This is a genomic window from Nocardia sp. NPDC060259 (assembly GCF_042728775.1).
Taxonomy (GTDB): Bacteria; Actinomycetota; Actinomycetes; order Mycobacteriales; family Mycobacteriaceae; genus Nocardia.
Genome location: NZ_JBHXAY010000081.1, coordinates 1 through 16,774 on the forward strand (window position 1 = coordinate 1; position 16,774 = coordinate 16,774).

Below are 16,774 nucleotides of genomic sequence, written 5' to 3' on the forward strand. Positions count from 1 at the left end.
CTATCTGTTGCACGACGGCAGTCGGGGTTACGAGCAGCATCCGCTGCTCTTCATCGGCTGTGAGATCCCCGACTGGCTCGGGCGTTTCCTGTTACGGATGTCCAGCAACACCCGGCTGTCCCTGGAACGCATTCCGTTCTTTCTCGCCGGCTGCTCGGCGTCACGAGAATCTTCCCTGTCGAGTTTCTTCGCGACATACTGCCGTAAGACGCTGGTCCAGCAACTGGACATCGAACCGGCCACCTTCGTCGACGAATTACACGCTCGCTGGCTCCGGCAGGTCGCGCCCAGGCACCACGATGCGGTCGGCGCGGCCGATCCTTCGCCTCCGGACACACCGACGATCTTCATCAGTTACATGCGCGAGGACGCGGACGCGGCGCGGCGGGTGTGCGACGCGATCACGAGCCTGGGCGGGGACGTGTGGTTCGACGAGCGACGGATCTGTCCAGGAGACGCGTGGGAACACGAGGTTCTGAGCGGCATCCGTCGGACAGTCCGCCTGTTCGTCCCGATAATTTCCATGAATACCGAGCACGCGGACGAAGGTTACGTTTTCCGAGAATGGTACGAGGCGGCCGATCGCGCCCGCTCCATTCCGAGCCGCCGCTTCATCGTGCCCGTGGTCATCGACGACAACTACGATGACGACCCGAGCCGCTACCGGCAGATACCAGAGTCTTTCGGACGCCTGCACTTCGGTAGTGCGCCCGGCGGCGAGCCGGATGCGGGGCTCACCGCCATGCTGAAAGATGAAATCCGTGCGATGCGGCGGACAGCGGCGTGACTCCCGGAACGAGAGCTGGACAACTCGACGACGAGAACCCGTGGCCGGGGCTGGCGTCGTTCGAGGAGAACGGGCAGGCGTTCTTCTTCGGGCGCGACCGAGAGGCACAGTCCCTGCTGATCCACGTGCGCGATGCCCCGGTCACGGTCTTGTACGGGCGGTCCGGACTCGGGAAGACGTCGCTGCTGCGAGCCGGCCTCTTTCCCGCACTGCGCGACGAGAACTACCTGCCGATCTACATCCGCTTGGATCTCACACCGAACGCGGCGACACTGTCTCGCCAGCTGCACCGATCAGTACGCAACTCGATCCGGGCCGATGCGCCCGATGCGATGCTGCCTCTCGACGATGAATCGCTCTGGGAGTACCTGCATCGCAAGGACTTCGAACTCTGGAGTGCGCAGAACTATCCGCTCACGCCGGTGATCGTTCTCGACCAGTTCGAGGAACTCTTCACCCGCGGTGAGCGCGTCCCGGATCTCGTACGGGAATTCATGCACGACCTCGGCGACCTCGCCGAGAACCGGATTTCCGACGATGTGGCCGCCCGGATCGACAACGATGAGGCCGAGGCAGGCCGGTTCCGGTTGCGGTCGCAGAATTTCAAGTTGCTGATCACGTTGCGGGAGGACTTTCTTCCCAACCTCGAGGAGTGGTGCCCACTGATTCCCGCGCTGGGACGGTCCCGGATGCGGCTGCTTCCCTTTCGCGCGGACGCGGCGTTCGATGCGGTCCGCAAGCCGTCGGGTCACCTGATCACCGATGCTCTCGCACACCGGGTGGTCGGCATCATCGCCGGTGAGGACCTGCACCTCGGCCGGGATGCGTCCTTGATCGATGTCCTCGGCGATCTCGCCGCTTCGGACGTGGAGCCCGCGCTGCTGAGCCTGTTCTGCCGCGAGCTGAACGAAGAGCGGAAGCGGCGTGGGCGGGCGCACTTCGACGAACAGCTGGTCGCGGATGCCCAACGCGACATTCTGTCGAACTACTACGTGTCGTGCGTGCGTGATCTGTCACCGCGTGTCGCGGAATTCATCGAGTCGGAACTGATCACCGAGAAGGGTTTTCGCGACAGCTATGCCCGTGAGGACGCGGTGCCGTCACGGCTGACCGGCGACGAACTCGATCGGCTGATCGGCTCACGCCTGGTGCGACTCGAGGAATACCACGGAGCGCAGCGGATAGAACTGACGCACGATGTGCTCACCGGCGTCGTGCGCGAACACCGCGACCGGCGCCGCTCCGAAGTCGAGCGCGCCGCCCACGCCGCCCACGCGGCCCACGCGGAAAAGGAGAAGCAAGCCCTCTTGGTCGCTGCCGCCCAGCGCGAGGCCGAACTGGATGATGAGCGGCGAGCAGGACGGCGATTCCGGCGGATGTCGGCCGTCCTGGCCGTGGTGTGCCTGGTGTCGGTCGTGCTGGCTGTCCTGGCCGTCCTCAATTGGTACTCGGCCACCGACGCCCGCAACGATGCCGCTGACCGCAGCAAAGAGGCGCTCGCCGGGCGCCTGATCTCGCAGGCACAGTCGATGCTGGCCGGCGGCCAGCCTGGCAGCGAGTTGGCGGCTCTCAACAAACTTCTTGCCGCACAGAATATCTCGACGAATCCCGACCTCGGTGCGCTGCTGACGACCTTGCGGAACGAAGCACGCCTGCACAAGATCATCGACCTGGATGCGAAGGGCGGTGTGCTCAGCGCCGACGGTCGGCGGATTGTCACGCGCACACCGTCGGGAATCGAACTGGTGGACACGGAGACGGGGAACCCGCTCGGGGAGCCCTTCGTCGCCGACGGCAAGGTCATGGCGGTGAGCCCGGATGGGCGGTATCTCGCCGTGAGCGACCGGGACAGGATCATTCAGGTCTGGGACTCGACGACGGGCAAGCCGAGCGGACAACCTTTGACGGACAGTGCGGGTTGGATGCGAGCCGCTGTCGTCAGCCCGGATGGAAACCGGGTCGCCGCAGGCTACGGAGATCACGCACGTCTGTGGGATGCCCGGACCGGCCGGCAGATAGGGCCAGCGATGGGTGAACCTGGTACAGAGGTTCAGGCTCTGGCGTTCAGCCCGGATGGGAATCGCTTGGCGTCCGCCGGTGCAGCGAAGACTGTCAAGCTCTGGGACGCCCACAGCGGCGCGGCACTCAGGGAAACGGCACCCGCCGGCGACCCCCGCGTCAAAAACGCCGAAGCGATATTGAGTCTGAGCTTCAGTCCCGACGGCCACTTCATCGCCGCCGGCGGCAACACCATCGGCGTCGGTCCATTGGCGAGCGCAGGCACACCGTTGCGGATCTGGAACACCGAGACCGGCGCAGCAGTCGCGAACCCGGTGACCGGCAACTTCGGCGCCGTCGTGTCGGTGGCATTCAGCCCGGAGGGGGGCCGGATCGTCACCGGCGGCGACGACAAGACTGTGCGACTATGGGACCCCGACACCGGTCAGCAGGTCGGCGATCCACTCAGACTCAATACGGCCGTCCTGCACGTCGCTTTCACCCCTGACGGTAATCGGATCGTTGCGGTAGCCGACGATACCGGCCAGATATTCCGAGCCGATCCCGACTCCGCGCTGCCCAGCAAGGTAGGCGGCAGCCGGGCGGTGGAGCAGGCGATGCCGGATTCCCGCCTGGTCATAGACACCGATCGTCCGCAGATCGTCATCTTTCGCGACGGTGTGCTGCAACGGTTGAATGCCGACACCGGCGAACGAGTTGGGGCCGTGATCGTTTCCGAGGCGCTCCGCGGAGGTATGCAGATCTCTTTCAGCCCGGATGAGCGCTGGCTCGCAGTGGTGGGCCGCGACAACGATGTCCGCGTCCTGGATGCAGAGAACGGCCGCCAGCGCGGCGCGCCGATGAAGGGGCACACCGACACGTTGAATACCGTGGAGTTCAGCCCGGACGGGAAGACCCTCGCAACGGGCAGCGGGGACAAGGCAATCAGGCTCTGGGACTGGGCGACGGGGCATCAGATCGGCGAACCGTTGACAGGCCACGAGAACGGCGTGGATGAGATCGTATTCAGCGAGGACGGGCGCCGTCTGTACTCCCGCAGCTCCGATTCCGTACGGATCTGGGATACCACAACAAGGCAACCGGTCGGCAAGGCGATCGAGGGCTTCGTCACGGGAATGGCGCTCCGCGACGACAATCAGCGCATCGCGGTCGCAGACGGCCTGACGATCCGACAATGGGACACCGAAAGTGGCAACGTCGTCGGCGAGCCTTTCGAAGGCCACGACGAGAAACTCGATTCGATCAGCTACAGCCCCGACGGCAGATACCTCGTCTCCGCGTCCACGGACCACACAGTGCGGTTCTGGGATGCCGACACCGGACGTCAGATCGGCGAACCGATCGTCACCGCACCACTCGGCCCGACCCCGCTTGTCGATTTCAGCGAGGATGGGCGTCGAGTCTTCGTATTTGCCCAGAGAGTCGCCTTGGACGAAGCCTCTCCCTTTGAAGGCGGTGGGATCTGGCAGCTACCGGCGCCCGCCGCATGGCGGGACGCGATCTGCGACAAACTCACCTCGAATCCCAGCGACGAGCTCTGGAAGAACTGGGTTTCGAACGACATTCCGTACTCCGAGCTGTGCCGAGGCAAACCCCAGGGCTGATCCATTGTGTCGCACCGAGACCGCCCCGTTCCGACTACCGCCGGAGTCTCGGACTGGCTGCAATTGCGCCCGCGGGTCGTCAGCGCTCAGCGTGGCGGTTGTCGTGCCATTGGTCACCGGCCGGATTCCAGCTCCAGGACTGTGTCGGAGTGATGCGCAGGTAGTAGCGGGACCACCCACCCGAACGGGATGCCCTGGAATACCAGCCTCGGGTCGTGCTGGGCAGGGCCGGGTGTCTCTGCCGGTTTGACCGGCAGTAGCGGCTCGATAGCCGACCACAACTCGTCATCCACGATCCAGGGTGCTGCCACGACGAAACCTCCTGCACGGCAGCGGCTCTCGCTGTCACCCGACGGAACCCGTCAGGAGCTCTAGGGGAGCGAGCTCGGAAGCGCCCCACAGAAACCCCACACTTTTGACCGGAATCAATGCGAATTCATGAGAATCGTTGAGATGAGTCAGTTAGCGAAAAGCGCTGACACTGAGCATTATTCGGCATAGATGGGTGGTACGGTCAGGAGAACCGGAACGCTCGCTCAGGTGGTCGCAGGTTCAAATCCTGTCAGCCCGACAGTAGAAAACCCTCTCTGACCTCGGTCGGAGAGGGTTTTCCTGTTAGCCCACCACACGAGGAGCGGGACCAGAACGGGACCGTAGGTGGTTCGACAGCTTGTCGCCGGCATCGGTGACCTCCCGTCGGTCCGGGTGTAGATATCGCTCGTGGTTCAACTGTCGGCGTGGCCCGCGATCATCTGGAGCAGGTGCAGACTGACCCCGGCGTCGGCCATCCAGGTAAGCCCGGTGTGCCGGAGATCGTGCCGACGCAGGTGTTCGTACCCGAGTTTCGTGACCACTTCGTCCCAGTGGGTGGCATCGCGCAGCACTCCGGTGGCGATCCGTCCACCGCGGGGGCCGACGAAGAGGCGAGCATCGAGGTTGTCCTCACCGATCACGGCGATGCGATCGCGAACCAGTTGCCGAAACTTCTTCGATCAGTGGGACGTAGCGTCGACGGTTGCCTTTTGTTCCTTTGTCGTCGAGGCCGCCGGGACCAGGCGTGGTCTGGCGGCGGACAGTCCGCGTCCAGGTTCTGTGTCGATATCACCGACCCGGCAACCCGACACCTCACCGATGCGGGATGCGGTACCTCGTGATCGCGTTGGTAGCCGCGCGATCGAAGTGGCGCAACGAGCACAACGCCGCCCGAGCTGCGTGAACTCGGCGTGGGTGGCTCAGCATGGACGCCGGTGCTGTGGCCGGAACAAACGTCGGGCACGGTCTGGATCCGCAGACCACGATCACCGCTGCGCCCAGGACAGTAGCTGCGGTGTTTGGAAGTGCTTTCCGCATTTGCGCGTGAAGTGGAATGGAGAATACGACGACGTGTCGCCGACGATCCGGCGCCTCATGTGCGACGCCCTCTTGTCGGTGCCACCTTCTTCGCTGCACGTGGTCTCGCTCCACCGTTGGGATTCGTAATGGCCGGCTGGACACACAGAAGGTCGGCAGCGGCCGCGAGCCAGGCTGCTGCGTCGACTCCTGCTCGGTCATCGGTCAAAAACAGTGTTCCGTTCGGTCCGCCGCCCGCGTCATGGGGGAGGATGCCGTTTGCCGCGTACCAGGACTTCTTGAGAGCCCATTTGCGGGCGTAGTCGGGAAGATCGAGCATTCCGGCGTGCTCCCAGTACACGACCCGTCCGTCGGGTGCGACGACGGTGAAGTCAGGCAGGACGACACGGCCGTCTGCCCCGGTGAGTGGCGCCTCGTATTGCCAACTGCCAGGGACGAGTTGGTCCAGCAACCCGGCGATGATGACCTCGTTCTTCGACGCCATCGGAATCCCGCCGCTTGAGATGTGGAGGAGCTTGCGGTCGAATCGCTTCTCCGTACCACGGAATTCGAGTTGAACCGGCTCCGGTGTCCGGAACAGGTCGGTGAGGCGGCGGGCGGTTTCCGAGCGTGCGGGATGTGCCAGGTCGCGCAATTCGGCAAGGGAGCCTTCGTGCAGGATGACGATCTTGTTCTTCTGCCGGGTCAGTGCGGTGTACATCAGTTCGCGGGAGAGGTTGGCGCGGGCGGGTAGAACCAGGAACGTGACATCGAATTCCGAGCCTTGCGATTTGTGCACGGTGACGGCCCAGGCCAGCTCGAGCAGTGGCTCTTCGGTGTCACTGGGCCAGTAGCTGTACTGGAATCCTGGTTGCGAAGAGAATTCGACGTCGAGCTTGAGCTTGTTCTTGGGTTTCTTCGCGGCAGGGAGGGTGAAACCGATACCGACGCCGATCTCTCCGTTGGCGATGTAGTTCATCGCGCCATCCGCGGGGTACGCGCGCGAACGACGGTTTGCGGTTTGCATGACCTTGTCCCCACGAACGATGAGTTCCGGGCCGAGTGGTTTCGCGATGTTGCCGCCGTAGGTGTTTCGTTGCGCCCATTCGGTGTCGGCTGCGCGGTAGGTGCGTTTGATGTGACGGTTGAGTTCCACAGTCCCGAAGGCGCGGGATCTGGTGGGGGACAAGATCTGCCACAGTTCGGCTCGAGGGCCCGCGCCGCGCACCCAGTTGAGGTACTTGCCGCTGATCTCGCCGCCGTAGGTGAGTGCGAATGCCCGGATCGGGTCGTCGGCGTCGGCGAGGTTGAAATACTGGTTGAGTTCGTCGGTGAGCGCGGTGACGGGGCTGCGGCCTGCCCATGATACGTAGCGCACAGTCGGCAGGTCGGGTGTAGTCGCCAGGTCGGTCCAGATCGTGTCGTCCCCGGCGCCACGGGTGTTTTCGCCGAACCAGGCGGCCAACTCCAGATCGTGGCGGGTGCCGTGCGTTCCGTCGGAGAGCTGACGACGCGGGATCTGCAGCTCCACATAGTCCGGTGCCACTTTGAACCAGGTGCCGAGTCGCTGCGGACGCAATTCGTGCACGAGATCGACGAACGGCCGTCCCGCCCCGATCGGAGGCAACTGGCTCGGATCTCCGACCAACACCAGCCGACGTGTTCCGGCCAAGGCGTCAAGGGCGGCGGCGAGCATCTCCTCGGTGAGCATCGAAGCCTCATCGATGATGACCACACCGAAAGTCTGCCTTGGCTTTTCCTCACCCCAGACCAGGTAGCGCCCGGTTTCGCCGTCGTAGCGCCCGGTGCGGGCCAGAAAAGAGGCGAGAGTCTTGGCGGGTTGTCCCACCTTGGTTTCCAGTTGCACACGAGCCTTGCCCGTGGGCGCGAGAAGGAGCACGCCACCGCTGGCGACATCGTCGTACTCGACCAAGGCGCGCAGCAATGTTGTTTTTCCGGTCCCGGCAGGACCTATCAGCACCGACAGCGGGGAGTCATACAGGGCCGAAAGGCCCGCAGCTTTTTCGGTCCGGGCTTTCTCCTCGATCTCGTCGAGCGCGCCGGTGACACTTTTGTTGCGGCGCAAGGCTTCGTCGAGGACGGTCCGCGCGTCCGGGATCGGCCCGAATCGGGGGCGTTTGCGCTGCACAGAAACCCATTCGCGGATGGTGTCCGCGGTCGTCTCCATCCGGACGAGTTTGTATGCCGGGATGTCGTCGGCCAGTAACACACTTGTCAGCGGAGACCACTCGGTCCAGTCCTGGATGCCATCGTGGTCGAGATCGAGCCCGGCCAGGATAGTCGTGTTCAACGCCGGTGGTTGAGCGAGCGGCACATCGAGGGCCAGCGCGACGGCTTCACCGACCGGTACCACAGTGTCTCCGTGGAGTGCCTGTCGCTCGACGACATCGGTCAGCAACGCTTCGATTCGTCTGCGGTCGATGTGGTCGTTCAGCGCCGATTCCTCGGGAATCGGCGGACGCCACGTGACGTGCGCCGGGGGGAACATCGCACGGTCCACGGTCGTGAACGGCACATGATCGGCAACGCCGTAGGTGCACGTCGCCGCGAAATACGGATTGGCGAGCAGATCCTCGGGCTCCATCTCGACCTCGGTCGCACCGTCGAGCATCATCTCCACTTGAGTGGGTGAGATGTCGAGGCCGGACAGCAAACGCAATACCGCACGGCGCTCAGGTGAGGTTTTCGCCCACACCCGCGCTTGCGTGCGTCCGATGTGGCAGGTAACCGTGTCGGGGGCACCGGTCGGGTCGGCGAAAACCTGCTCCAGATACTCCCACGGATCGCCGTTGTCGCCGACTGCCGACAGGACAGCCCGGGATGCCGGATATGGGTGCTGGACACCGATCACATGAAGCACGCCGGGCAGTCCTGGTACCGGGCCGCGTAGTTGCCACATCCGCTCGGTCTGGTCTCGCAGCCAATCCATGCCCGCATCGGGGACGGTCAGCCCGAGTTCGCGCATGGCGACCGCCGCTGTCTGCAGTGAGCCCAGGGCTTCGATCGCCGCATCGTCGGAGAGGTGCTCGGTGACGTAGGAGAATTCCAGATTCCGGCCTTCCGGTGCCCACGCGAGCGCCCGGCCGATATCAGCACCTTGGTCGGCGAGGTCGACCAGTTCCTGGTAGGGCAGAAGGATTCCGTCACCCATATCCGGGCGCAGCGAGTGCTCGACTATCGTCTCCCACATCGAGGAGTCGAAGGGCGGGTTGCCGGTCTGATTCCACATCGGGGGCGCCGTCACTCGCGTGACGCGAGCAGCGCCAACCAAGAGCCGGTCCGTCCGTTCCTCCTGCAGCGGTGAATGCTTCAGATAGGCGAAGACGAGTGAGTCGCCAGGCGACACCGGTTCGAAGAACGCGTCGATGATCGCACGCTGGTTCGCGCCGTTCATGATCCAGTTCGGGGACCACTGCAAGGCAGCGTCGGCGGCGTCCTCCGCGGTTTGGTCGAACGCGGGCACCCGCCCATGGCCGATGTCCTGGGCGAATGAAGTGCGGCTGAGCCAGCGGAAGGGAACGGATTCGAACGCGTATCCCGGCACTGTGACAGTGGTGTCGTGCAGTGTTCCGCGCAATGCGCGATTATCTTGGTAGGGATGGCTTTTCACTACGCTGTAGCCGTCGGGGGACATGAAGGTGCCTCGTTCGCTCAAGCACGGCAACCGGTTCTGGTCGAGGAGGCCGATGTCCCGCCCGCGCTGGTCGGCCTCGAACTCGTCGTCGCGGTTCTTGCCGATCGAGGCCAGCAGAGTGCACGACGAATTGCCCAGGGGTTCGGTGCAGATGAACTGGTCCCAGGGCCGGTCTCGCCACGGAACCCTCATCGACAGATGCTGAATACCGGCCATGTGCTTGGTGTACCACGACCAACCCGCCTGCACCTATAACTCCGCAAACCAACGAACTACGGGGCGCGACACCGTACGCTAGCGTCCATCGCACCACGCCTGAGACCTGCCCGGTTCTGAACGGTGTTCTGAACCTGATCAACCTCAACGGCTTTCGGCGGCAACCGACACGCTACAAAGACCGTCTCCGTTCGCAACGGCTCCACGCTTGTGGACGAACGTCCCACTAGGTGCTGCACCACAGCTGCGATCAGGTGGGGACGCTGTCGGGGTCCGGCGCTGCTCATCGGCCATTCCTACGATGCCGACAGCCACCGGCTGCGGTTCCGGCATCCGCTGATCCGCACGGCGGTAGTAGATTTGGCCTGCACAGGCAGCGGCGCTGGGCACATCAGCTGAGCGATTTGCGGAGCTTTCGGAGCAGCATGCTCAGACACAAGGCGCTGCGACCGGCCCCGCCGCGAAAACGTGCTGCACCACACCCTGCTCGCAACCTCGATGTCCGCCGGCCGCGACGGCCGCGACATCGACCACGTCCTGGACCTTGCGGACCGCGCACTGGACATGCTCACTGGCACAGGTGAGTCGGCAGTAGCATCTCGGCAGCCGCGAATCACGGCGCGAGGTCGAGATGGAAGTGCAGAACGAGGGGGCCGTGCCAGTTGAGGTTTCTACTCGGCGAGCCGACGAAGCCGACATGGCGGGCGCCTTTCAGTCGGTTTACGTGTGCAGCAACGGCGAAGTCGTTGTATAGTACCCGCCACCGCAGCCCGACCGCGCGTGCGGCGGCATCGATGTCGGCAAGAAATGCAATCGCCTTGTCGCGCGGGTAGAATCCGCGGCTGTCGAGGGGACTACGGAGCCTGAGGTCGAGGGATAGGCCACGGCCCGAAAACTTGCCCCCGCCGTGTCCGCTGTAGTTGGCGGCATCGAATCCCGAGGACCGACCTCGAAGCTCGACCAGAAACCTCTTGGCCTCCGAAGTAATCGGTGTTCCGCGGCCTTCGGGCTCGATCGGCACAAGGCTTGGTTCTGTCCCCGGAGGCAGCGCGGGCGGTGCGAAACTCCTCAGCATGGGAATCGAAGGCGGCATCAGCGTGGAGAAGTCGATCTTCTCTCGTTGGCCTACCATCCAGCCGGTCCGCAGCCAGTTCATTCGTCCCGCCAGCCAGAGTTCTTGCACGCACCGCTCCCGCTCCACGATCGCGAGGTCATCGGTAGTGAGGACGCCCCGGCGAGTGCGCCGCAGTTCTTCCGCGCGCTGCTGGACGGCAGTATCGGCACGCTTTCGCCACGCTTCGCCGTAGCGAACCAGGCCCGCTGCGAGGGACGCCGCATAGTCCGACGCGAGATCGTCGGCCATCCAGGTGGTGATTCGAGCGCGTTCGTCGTCCGAGCCACCCTTGCGGGTCGCGTAGCAACGACCAAGATCTGTCGCGAAAGCGGCTATCGCCGGATCGGATTCAAACCGCCCAGCACGGGGAGAGGGCATTCGGAGCGGCCGGTCGGCGGACACGCCGTCCATTGCCGGGCACGCGAGAGTCGGCGGGACAAGCACGGGAACGGCAACGCACTCCTTCTCGGTCGCGATGGCCCCACCGGCACGGCCCTCCGGTCGCGCGGACGACGCCGGGGGCGTACGGGAGGGCGTAGTTATCGCAGGTGGCGCCACGACCGCACTCGGGCGATCCGCCCAGGCGCCCATTCGGCGACCCGCCAGTCCGCCGGCGGGGCCGCCGGGAATCGTCCCGACGGTCCCCCATGCCTCCTCGGATGTCGTCGCCCCGCGGATTGTCGCGTCGCCGGGGGTCGACCGCGCGGTGACCGGCAGTTCCCGGAATACGTTGCGTGCACTGGTCTTCTGGGCGCTGAGGCGGGGAATGAGTTCCCGGCACGGGTCGCCGAGTGATTCAACCGCGCCTTGTAAATGCTCGAGCTTTGCTCCCGCGCTCGGCCACTTGACCAGCAGTTTGAGCAGTTTGGGCAAGCAGCTGGAGAACCGGACATACGCTGACAAGAGCAGTGCCGTCAACACGAACGTGTCCTGGTCGGGCCGGACGGGATCGACAGGCCCGATTCCTGCGCGGTTGATCGCGGCCAGTCCGGGCCGCAACCAGTCCGAGGAGGCGCGCAGGAGTAGTTCTTGAATGTGCGGCCAGCACACGAGTGCGAGCATCGCCGCCGCCGGGCGGCGCCGCCAGGCGGGGTCGAAGCCCTCCTTTCCGGGATCGCCGTTGTGCAGGTATCGGATCATGCGCCGGACGTCGGCATCGGTGTCGCTGCCGTGCATTGTGACCACGGACGTGCCCCGCGTTGCGATCAGATCGGGATGGTCACCGTGGACGCGCATCTGCCAGCCGAGCGTATCGGCGCCGAGCACGCGTGTGAACAGCGCGGGATCCTCCTGCCAGACCGCCCACAGAAAGCGGGGCAGCGCCGCGCGCTGCGCGTTGATCTGGATCGGTCCAAGGCTGAGTCCGGCGCCGGCGTCCCACGCGTTGATGCTCTCGAGCCCCCCCTCGACAGTGAAGATCACCGGGAGATAGCAGTCTGGTTCACTGAGGGGAATGGGAGCAATCGGTGCCGTGGCGCCATTCACGCGACCACCACGGTCCCGCGGCACGCCGCCGATCCTCCGGTGAACCGTATCGACTGGATGCGCATGTTGCGCGTTCCACACGAGCAACGCGCGCAGCAGAGCGCTGTCGGCGCGGTTGAGATCGATCGGCGGCAGTGTCGAACCTGGTTTGCGAAGTGCAGCAATCCATCGCGCCCGTTGCCTTCCTTGCGTCGCACCGGGAAGAGCGAAGAACTCCTTCATCCGTGGCAGTTGAACCCACCGACCCACCCCGGCGGGATCAGGGAGGTACGCCGTTCGCCCGTTGAGCACGACAGCGTGAATTTCGGTAACTGTCAGGACATTCCAGACCAGCGGCTCAGGCACACAGATTGCGGGGGTCCCGATCTGGTGCACCGCGTATCCGCAGCCCGAGCGGGCAACGATCGCCACGCCCGTCGTCGTGAACGCAACGCGCAAGGCGGTGTCCAGATCCGCCGCCGTCGCTACGGGTCGGGTCGACGGAATTGTGAGCTGTCGCTCCCCTTCGCTGTCCATCGCCTCGTCGGCCAGCCTCATCGGCTCGTCTTCGTGTCCCTGCAATTCAGCGTCTGCTTCGTCTGCATCAATGAGCTCTGAATCCAAGTACCCGCCGGAGGAAAGCCTATCGAACGCCGCCGGTTCATCCTCGGGCTGTGGCCACTGTTCGGCGCCGTACTCGTCCGAGGCTTCCGAAGCTTGGACGGTGCCGATGCTCTCGGGTGCGATCCCCCGGGCAAGTTCTGTCGGCGTCACGTTGATCTGGAAGTGCATCGTGTCCTTGGTCGTCGACCAACGGCCACCCCACGCGAAGACCTGGAACCCGTCGACGGTGCGGATCGCCTCCACAGCCGCCACCTGTTCCGGTGTGAAACTTGTGTCCGCCGTTCCGCGCCGAACGTCGAGACAGCGATCCGGTTTCGTCGCCGCCGACGAGAACCAGACTTGCCGGCGGTTCGGCGTCGGGCGATTGACGTTGCACGTGGGTCTCGAGTGATCAATGTCGATCGCCAAGCCGTAGGCGTGCAGCGAAGCCGACGCGGTGCCGCCGATATTGCGGCACACATATACCCACGCCCGATGAACCTCGTACCCGGCCGAGGTCAGGGACGACTCCAGAGCACGCCACGCTTCGACTGTCCTCGGATTGACGGGCGTGTTCCAATTTCCGAACATCCGGAGGCTCACCATCCGGGCGGTCGCACAACGATACTCGCGCCATGCTTCCCGCAACGTCGAAGTCGATCGGATGGGTGGGCGAGTATTCGCGGGCACTACCGGCGCCTCGAACGCCTCCGCCGACGAGTCCGCCTGTTCGGCGCAATGGGCACAGTTCTCGCATTCGCATGTTTCTCGAGCATCGTGGAAATCGGCAGGTTCTTCGAGGTCAGACCCGGTCCGATCGGTGTCTGGGGTGTCATCCTCCGCGTACGAGTCGTGCCCGAACTCGACGGGTATTTCCATCGAGTCGTACTCGTCGTATTCCGCACCGTCACGTTCGACCTCATCGACGGAGTGCTCTTTCTCCCAACCGGATTCATCCAGCTCTTCGGCGAATTCGGCTTCATCCACAAAGGAGTCGGTCGCCCGATCCGCGTCCTCGGTATCGAGACCGTGCTCGCTGGTCTCCGGGCCGTAACCGGGCTCGACTTCGGGGTCAGCCTCGGCGCCGTAATCCGACTCGAATCGAGTATCCGACTCGAACGCCGGGTCGGAGAGCTGTTCGTCGGCTCGTGCATATCGGTCCGATTCCGAGTCATCGGCCTCGGCCCAACCCGATTCCGCCTCCCTGACGGAATCGACAAATAGGTCTTCGCGCGTGGGCCACCCCGCCGGGTCTGCCTCATCGGATCCTTGGGAGGCGCAGACCGCTGATTCCGACCTGCCGCTCATGGCGATCACTTCCCTTCACGACAACAAGACGGCCCCCAATGCAGCGGAAACGACGTGTGGACCCGCTGTGGTAGCTGATGGGGTGGGTGTCGATCGACGACGCCGGCGCAAGCGGCATTACGTGGCCTTCTCGATCAATTTCATGACCCGGTGAGGGTAGACGCATATTTCGGTGCGGTGGCGTATCCCGCGATGGCAACCTCGCGCGCGAGTGATGCGCCCTGGCCGAGTGTGACCAACCAAGGAATTCGGCTGCGGGCCTGACTTGTCTGGGCGGGCGGGCGGTACCGCCGGACGAATGCCACGACATCCGCCGGCACTGCCGAGGACCGTTTTCGATGTGGCTTCCCGCACCGAGCACAGCCGGGCGCGGCTTCGTCAGGGTCGCGGCGGACCGGTCGATAGTTCTCGATCTCTGCTTCACTCACCGCCTCTGCCCACTCACTCGCCGAATCTTCTATCAGCCAATCGGATTCGTCCGATACCTCCCCGCCGAGGGGGTCCGCTTCACCGAGGTAGGCAGACCGCGCCCCGAGAAATTCCCGGGAGTACCGACTCGGTTCGGGCGCTTCTGATTCCTCGAACTCGCTGGCGAAGCCGGCTACCTCCCAAATAGATTCATCGACTTCCGCTGCCTCCCCGTTGACAGCTTCACCAGCGACCGGATGCTCCCACTGGTCTTCGTGCATCTCTTCGGTGAACACGTCCTCGCGCACCGGCCGTTGCGACCCAGAGGGCGTTGAGACGTGCACCGATCCATCCGGGCTGCTCATCACCTTGGCTCTCTTTCGATTGACTCGATCAGCGCCGGCCGGCGGGTTGACCGTTCGTCGACACTGCAGACGGCTGCGCGGTGGGCACGAGTCCGCCAGGGAGCATTTTCGTCGGTTGCGCCGAGCGGACCTGCGAGGACGGTCTGGTCGTCACCGCAAGGTCCTTCACCCGCTCGCCGGTGGCGGACTGCCACAGGTCGATGATCCGGTTCATCAGTCGCGCGATCTCCGTCGAGATGCCCCCGAGATTGGCGTGGCGGTAGAGCATGTCGGCAGCGGAGGGCGTGTTGAACATGCCGACCTCGATCGCCCACATGAGTGGCGAGACCAGATCTGCCAACTCGAAGAGTTCGCGTGCTTGTCGCGACGGCGCGACGCCGACGCGAGCACCGATGGCGGCAAGGCGATCTGCCGCGTTGCCAGCCCCACCGGCGTTGGCCGATAGGTCGAGGACCAGTGACGTGTCATGTTCGACCGTGAGATGGAACCAACTGAGCATGGTCACGTAGGCGAATTCTTCGCGGGCGAGCATGCCACCTCGACGCCTCAACTGGAGCATCTCGCTGAGCGTCCGGCACAGGTAAGCGATGTAGGACCCGTCGGTCGGTTTGGGGCCCGACGAGTTGGTGTCGTGTTCGAATCCCAGCCACACTTGCCGTAGCAATTCGTTCCAGATTTCGAGGAATCTGGTGTTGCTCGTTGCACCGGCATCGCGCTTCCAGGGCTGACCGTCGACTCCGCTTCCGTGTGGGTGGGGAAGGTCCACGCCAAACATTCGCCAGTAGGCATTGCGCCGGTTCACGCGCGCGTTGGGGCGTAGTTGGCTGGTCAGCAGGCCACCGGCACTGAACAACGGTGGATCGCGGAAGAACAGTTCCTCGGTCGAACGGACCCATACTGACGTGGTGGTGGTGGGAGCCGGCAGCGTTTCGCCAACGAGATAGCGCCTTACGACTTCTGCGAGGATCTCGAAGATTCCTGTCGACTCGACCAGGTACGCGTAGAGCAAGTGCCGCCAGATGGGAGGAGCCGCGGTTCCGGTGAGCGGCCCGATGTCACCGGACCAAGGTTGGGGCCCGATCGGTGTCGCTGTATTCGGGGCGACTCCCGACCGGAAGGTCGCGAGCAGGTTAATGGGTAGGCGGGTCCTACCCACGACGTCGCCTAGGGGATTGGTATCGACAAGGGGCAACGGGTTCGGCGCGGGAGCGGAGGTCAGGATTCTGCTCCACACGCCGACGTCGTCGGCGATACCTCCACGCGACCAGACCTCCTCCAACCACCTACTCAACTGCAACGGGCTGGTCGACAGCAAGGCGTCTGCCAGAACTACCCTGGGCGAACTGGGTGCAATGCTCGGATCGTTGACAAGTGTACGGAACATTTCGCTGTCTCCAGTGTGAGCGTCGGTCGCTGTTGCGTGGACTCGTGCTAGCCGGGCGCCACGGGAACCGTCGGAACTCCAAAGCCGAGCAGGACCCCCTGCGGATCGACTGCCTCGACCAACAGAACATCTTCCCCGTAGTCGGGTATCGTGATTTCGATCGAATATTTCGTGTGCCTGTCCGGATCGACATCAAAATCTTTTGATTCCGTCAACCTGCCGCGCGATATAACTAGAGTCGTTTCCTTAGGCAACGTTCCGGCGCCGAACGTCAGTGTCGCCGTGGCCTTTGAGCCGTAGCCGGACACAAGCAGTACCGGCGATGTGAAGAAGGCGCGCAGCCCCCCGTCGGTCCTGAAGTCGCCGTGGGCAGTGCGGAGGGCGGCGAACTGGCAGGGCAGCCGTCGCTGGGCGTTGTCCAGGTCCGGCGCACCGCCGGCGAGTGCCTTGAGGGCCCGGATCATCACGTCGACAGAGACAGATTCGGGTGAGTCCTTCGGATTGGTGTCCATCGGTAT

At 64.2% G+C, this 16,774-nt stretch carries 8 protein-coding genes; 2 read left to right on the plus strand and 6 right to left on the minus strand.

Going from position 1 to position 16,774, the window contains the following annotated elements:
• The coding region (locus tag ACFWF2_RS24695) for a toll/interleukin-1 receptor domain-containing protein (RefSeq protein WP_379309819.1) at nt 1-787 on the plus strand (787 nt) is incomplete at its 5' end.
• Nucleotides 784-4,410, plus strand: coding sequence for a hypothetical protein (locus tag ACFWF2_RS24700; protein ID WP_379309820.1), 3,627 nt, complete (start codon nt 784-786; stop codon nt 4,408-4,410). The genes ACFWF2_RS24695 and ACFWF2_RS24700, both read left to right, overlap by 4 nt.
• Nucleotides 4,411-5,135: 725 nt before the next feature.
• Here the strand turns inward: ACFWF2_RS24700 and ACFWF2_RS24705 are convergent.
• The 6 genes from ACFWF2_RS24705 to ACFWF2_RS24730 all read right to left on the minus strand — a co-directional run bounded on the left by ACFWF2_RS24705 (nt 5,136) and on the right by ACFWF2_RS24730 (nt 16,768).
• Nucleotides 5,136-5,363 carry a tyrosine-type recombinase/integrase gene (locus tag ACFWF2_RS24705; RefSeq protein WP_379309821.1) on the minus strand — a complete coding sequence of 76 codons (228 nt, stop codon included), beginning with the start codon at nt 5,361-5,363 and terminating at the stop codon, nt 5,136-5,138.
• A gap of 452 nt (nt 5,364-5,815) precedes the next feature.
• Entirely contained in the window at nt 5,816-9,586 is a 3,771-nt protein-coding gene (locus ACFWF2_RS24710; protein ID WP_379309822.1) for an AAA family ATPase, read from the minus strand.
• A 637-nt stretch (nt 9,587-10,223) separates the two neighbouring features.
• Nucleotides 10,224-14,099, minus strand: a complete 3,876-nt coding sequence (locus ACFWF2_RS24715) for a M15 family metallopeptidase (protein ID WP_379309840.1) — start codon at nt 14,097-14,099, stop codon at nt 10,224-10,226.
• 140 nt (nt 14,100-14,239) lie between these two features.
• The gene (locus ACFWF2_RS24720; protein WP_379309823.1) at nt 14,240-14,872 is read right to left on the minus strand and encodes a hypothetical protein; all 633 of its coding nucleotides are present in this window, start codon (nt 14,870-14,872) and stop codon (nt 14,240-14,242) included.
• Between the two features lie 28 nt (nt 14,873-14,900).
• Nucleotides 14,901-16,256, minus strand: coding sequence for a hypothetical protein (locus ACFWF2_RS24725; protein WP_379309824.1), 1,356 nt, complete (start codon nt 16,254-16,256; stop codon nt 14,901-14,903).
• 47 nt (nt 16,257-16,303) lie between these two features.
• On the minus strand, nt 16,304-16,768 hold the full coding sequence (locus tag ACFWF2_RS24730; RefSeq protein WP_379309825.1) for a hypothetical protein: 465 nt from the start codon (nt 16,766-16,768) through the stop codon (nt 16,304-16,306).
• Nucleotides 16,769-16,774 lie beyond the last annotated feature (6 nt).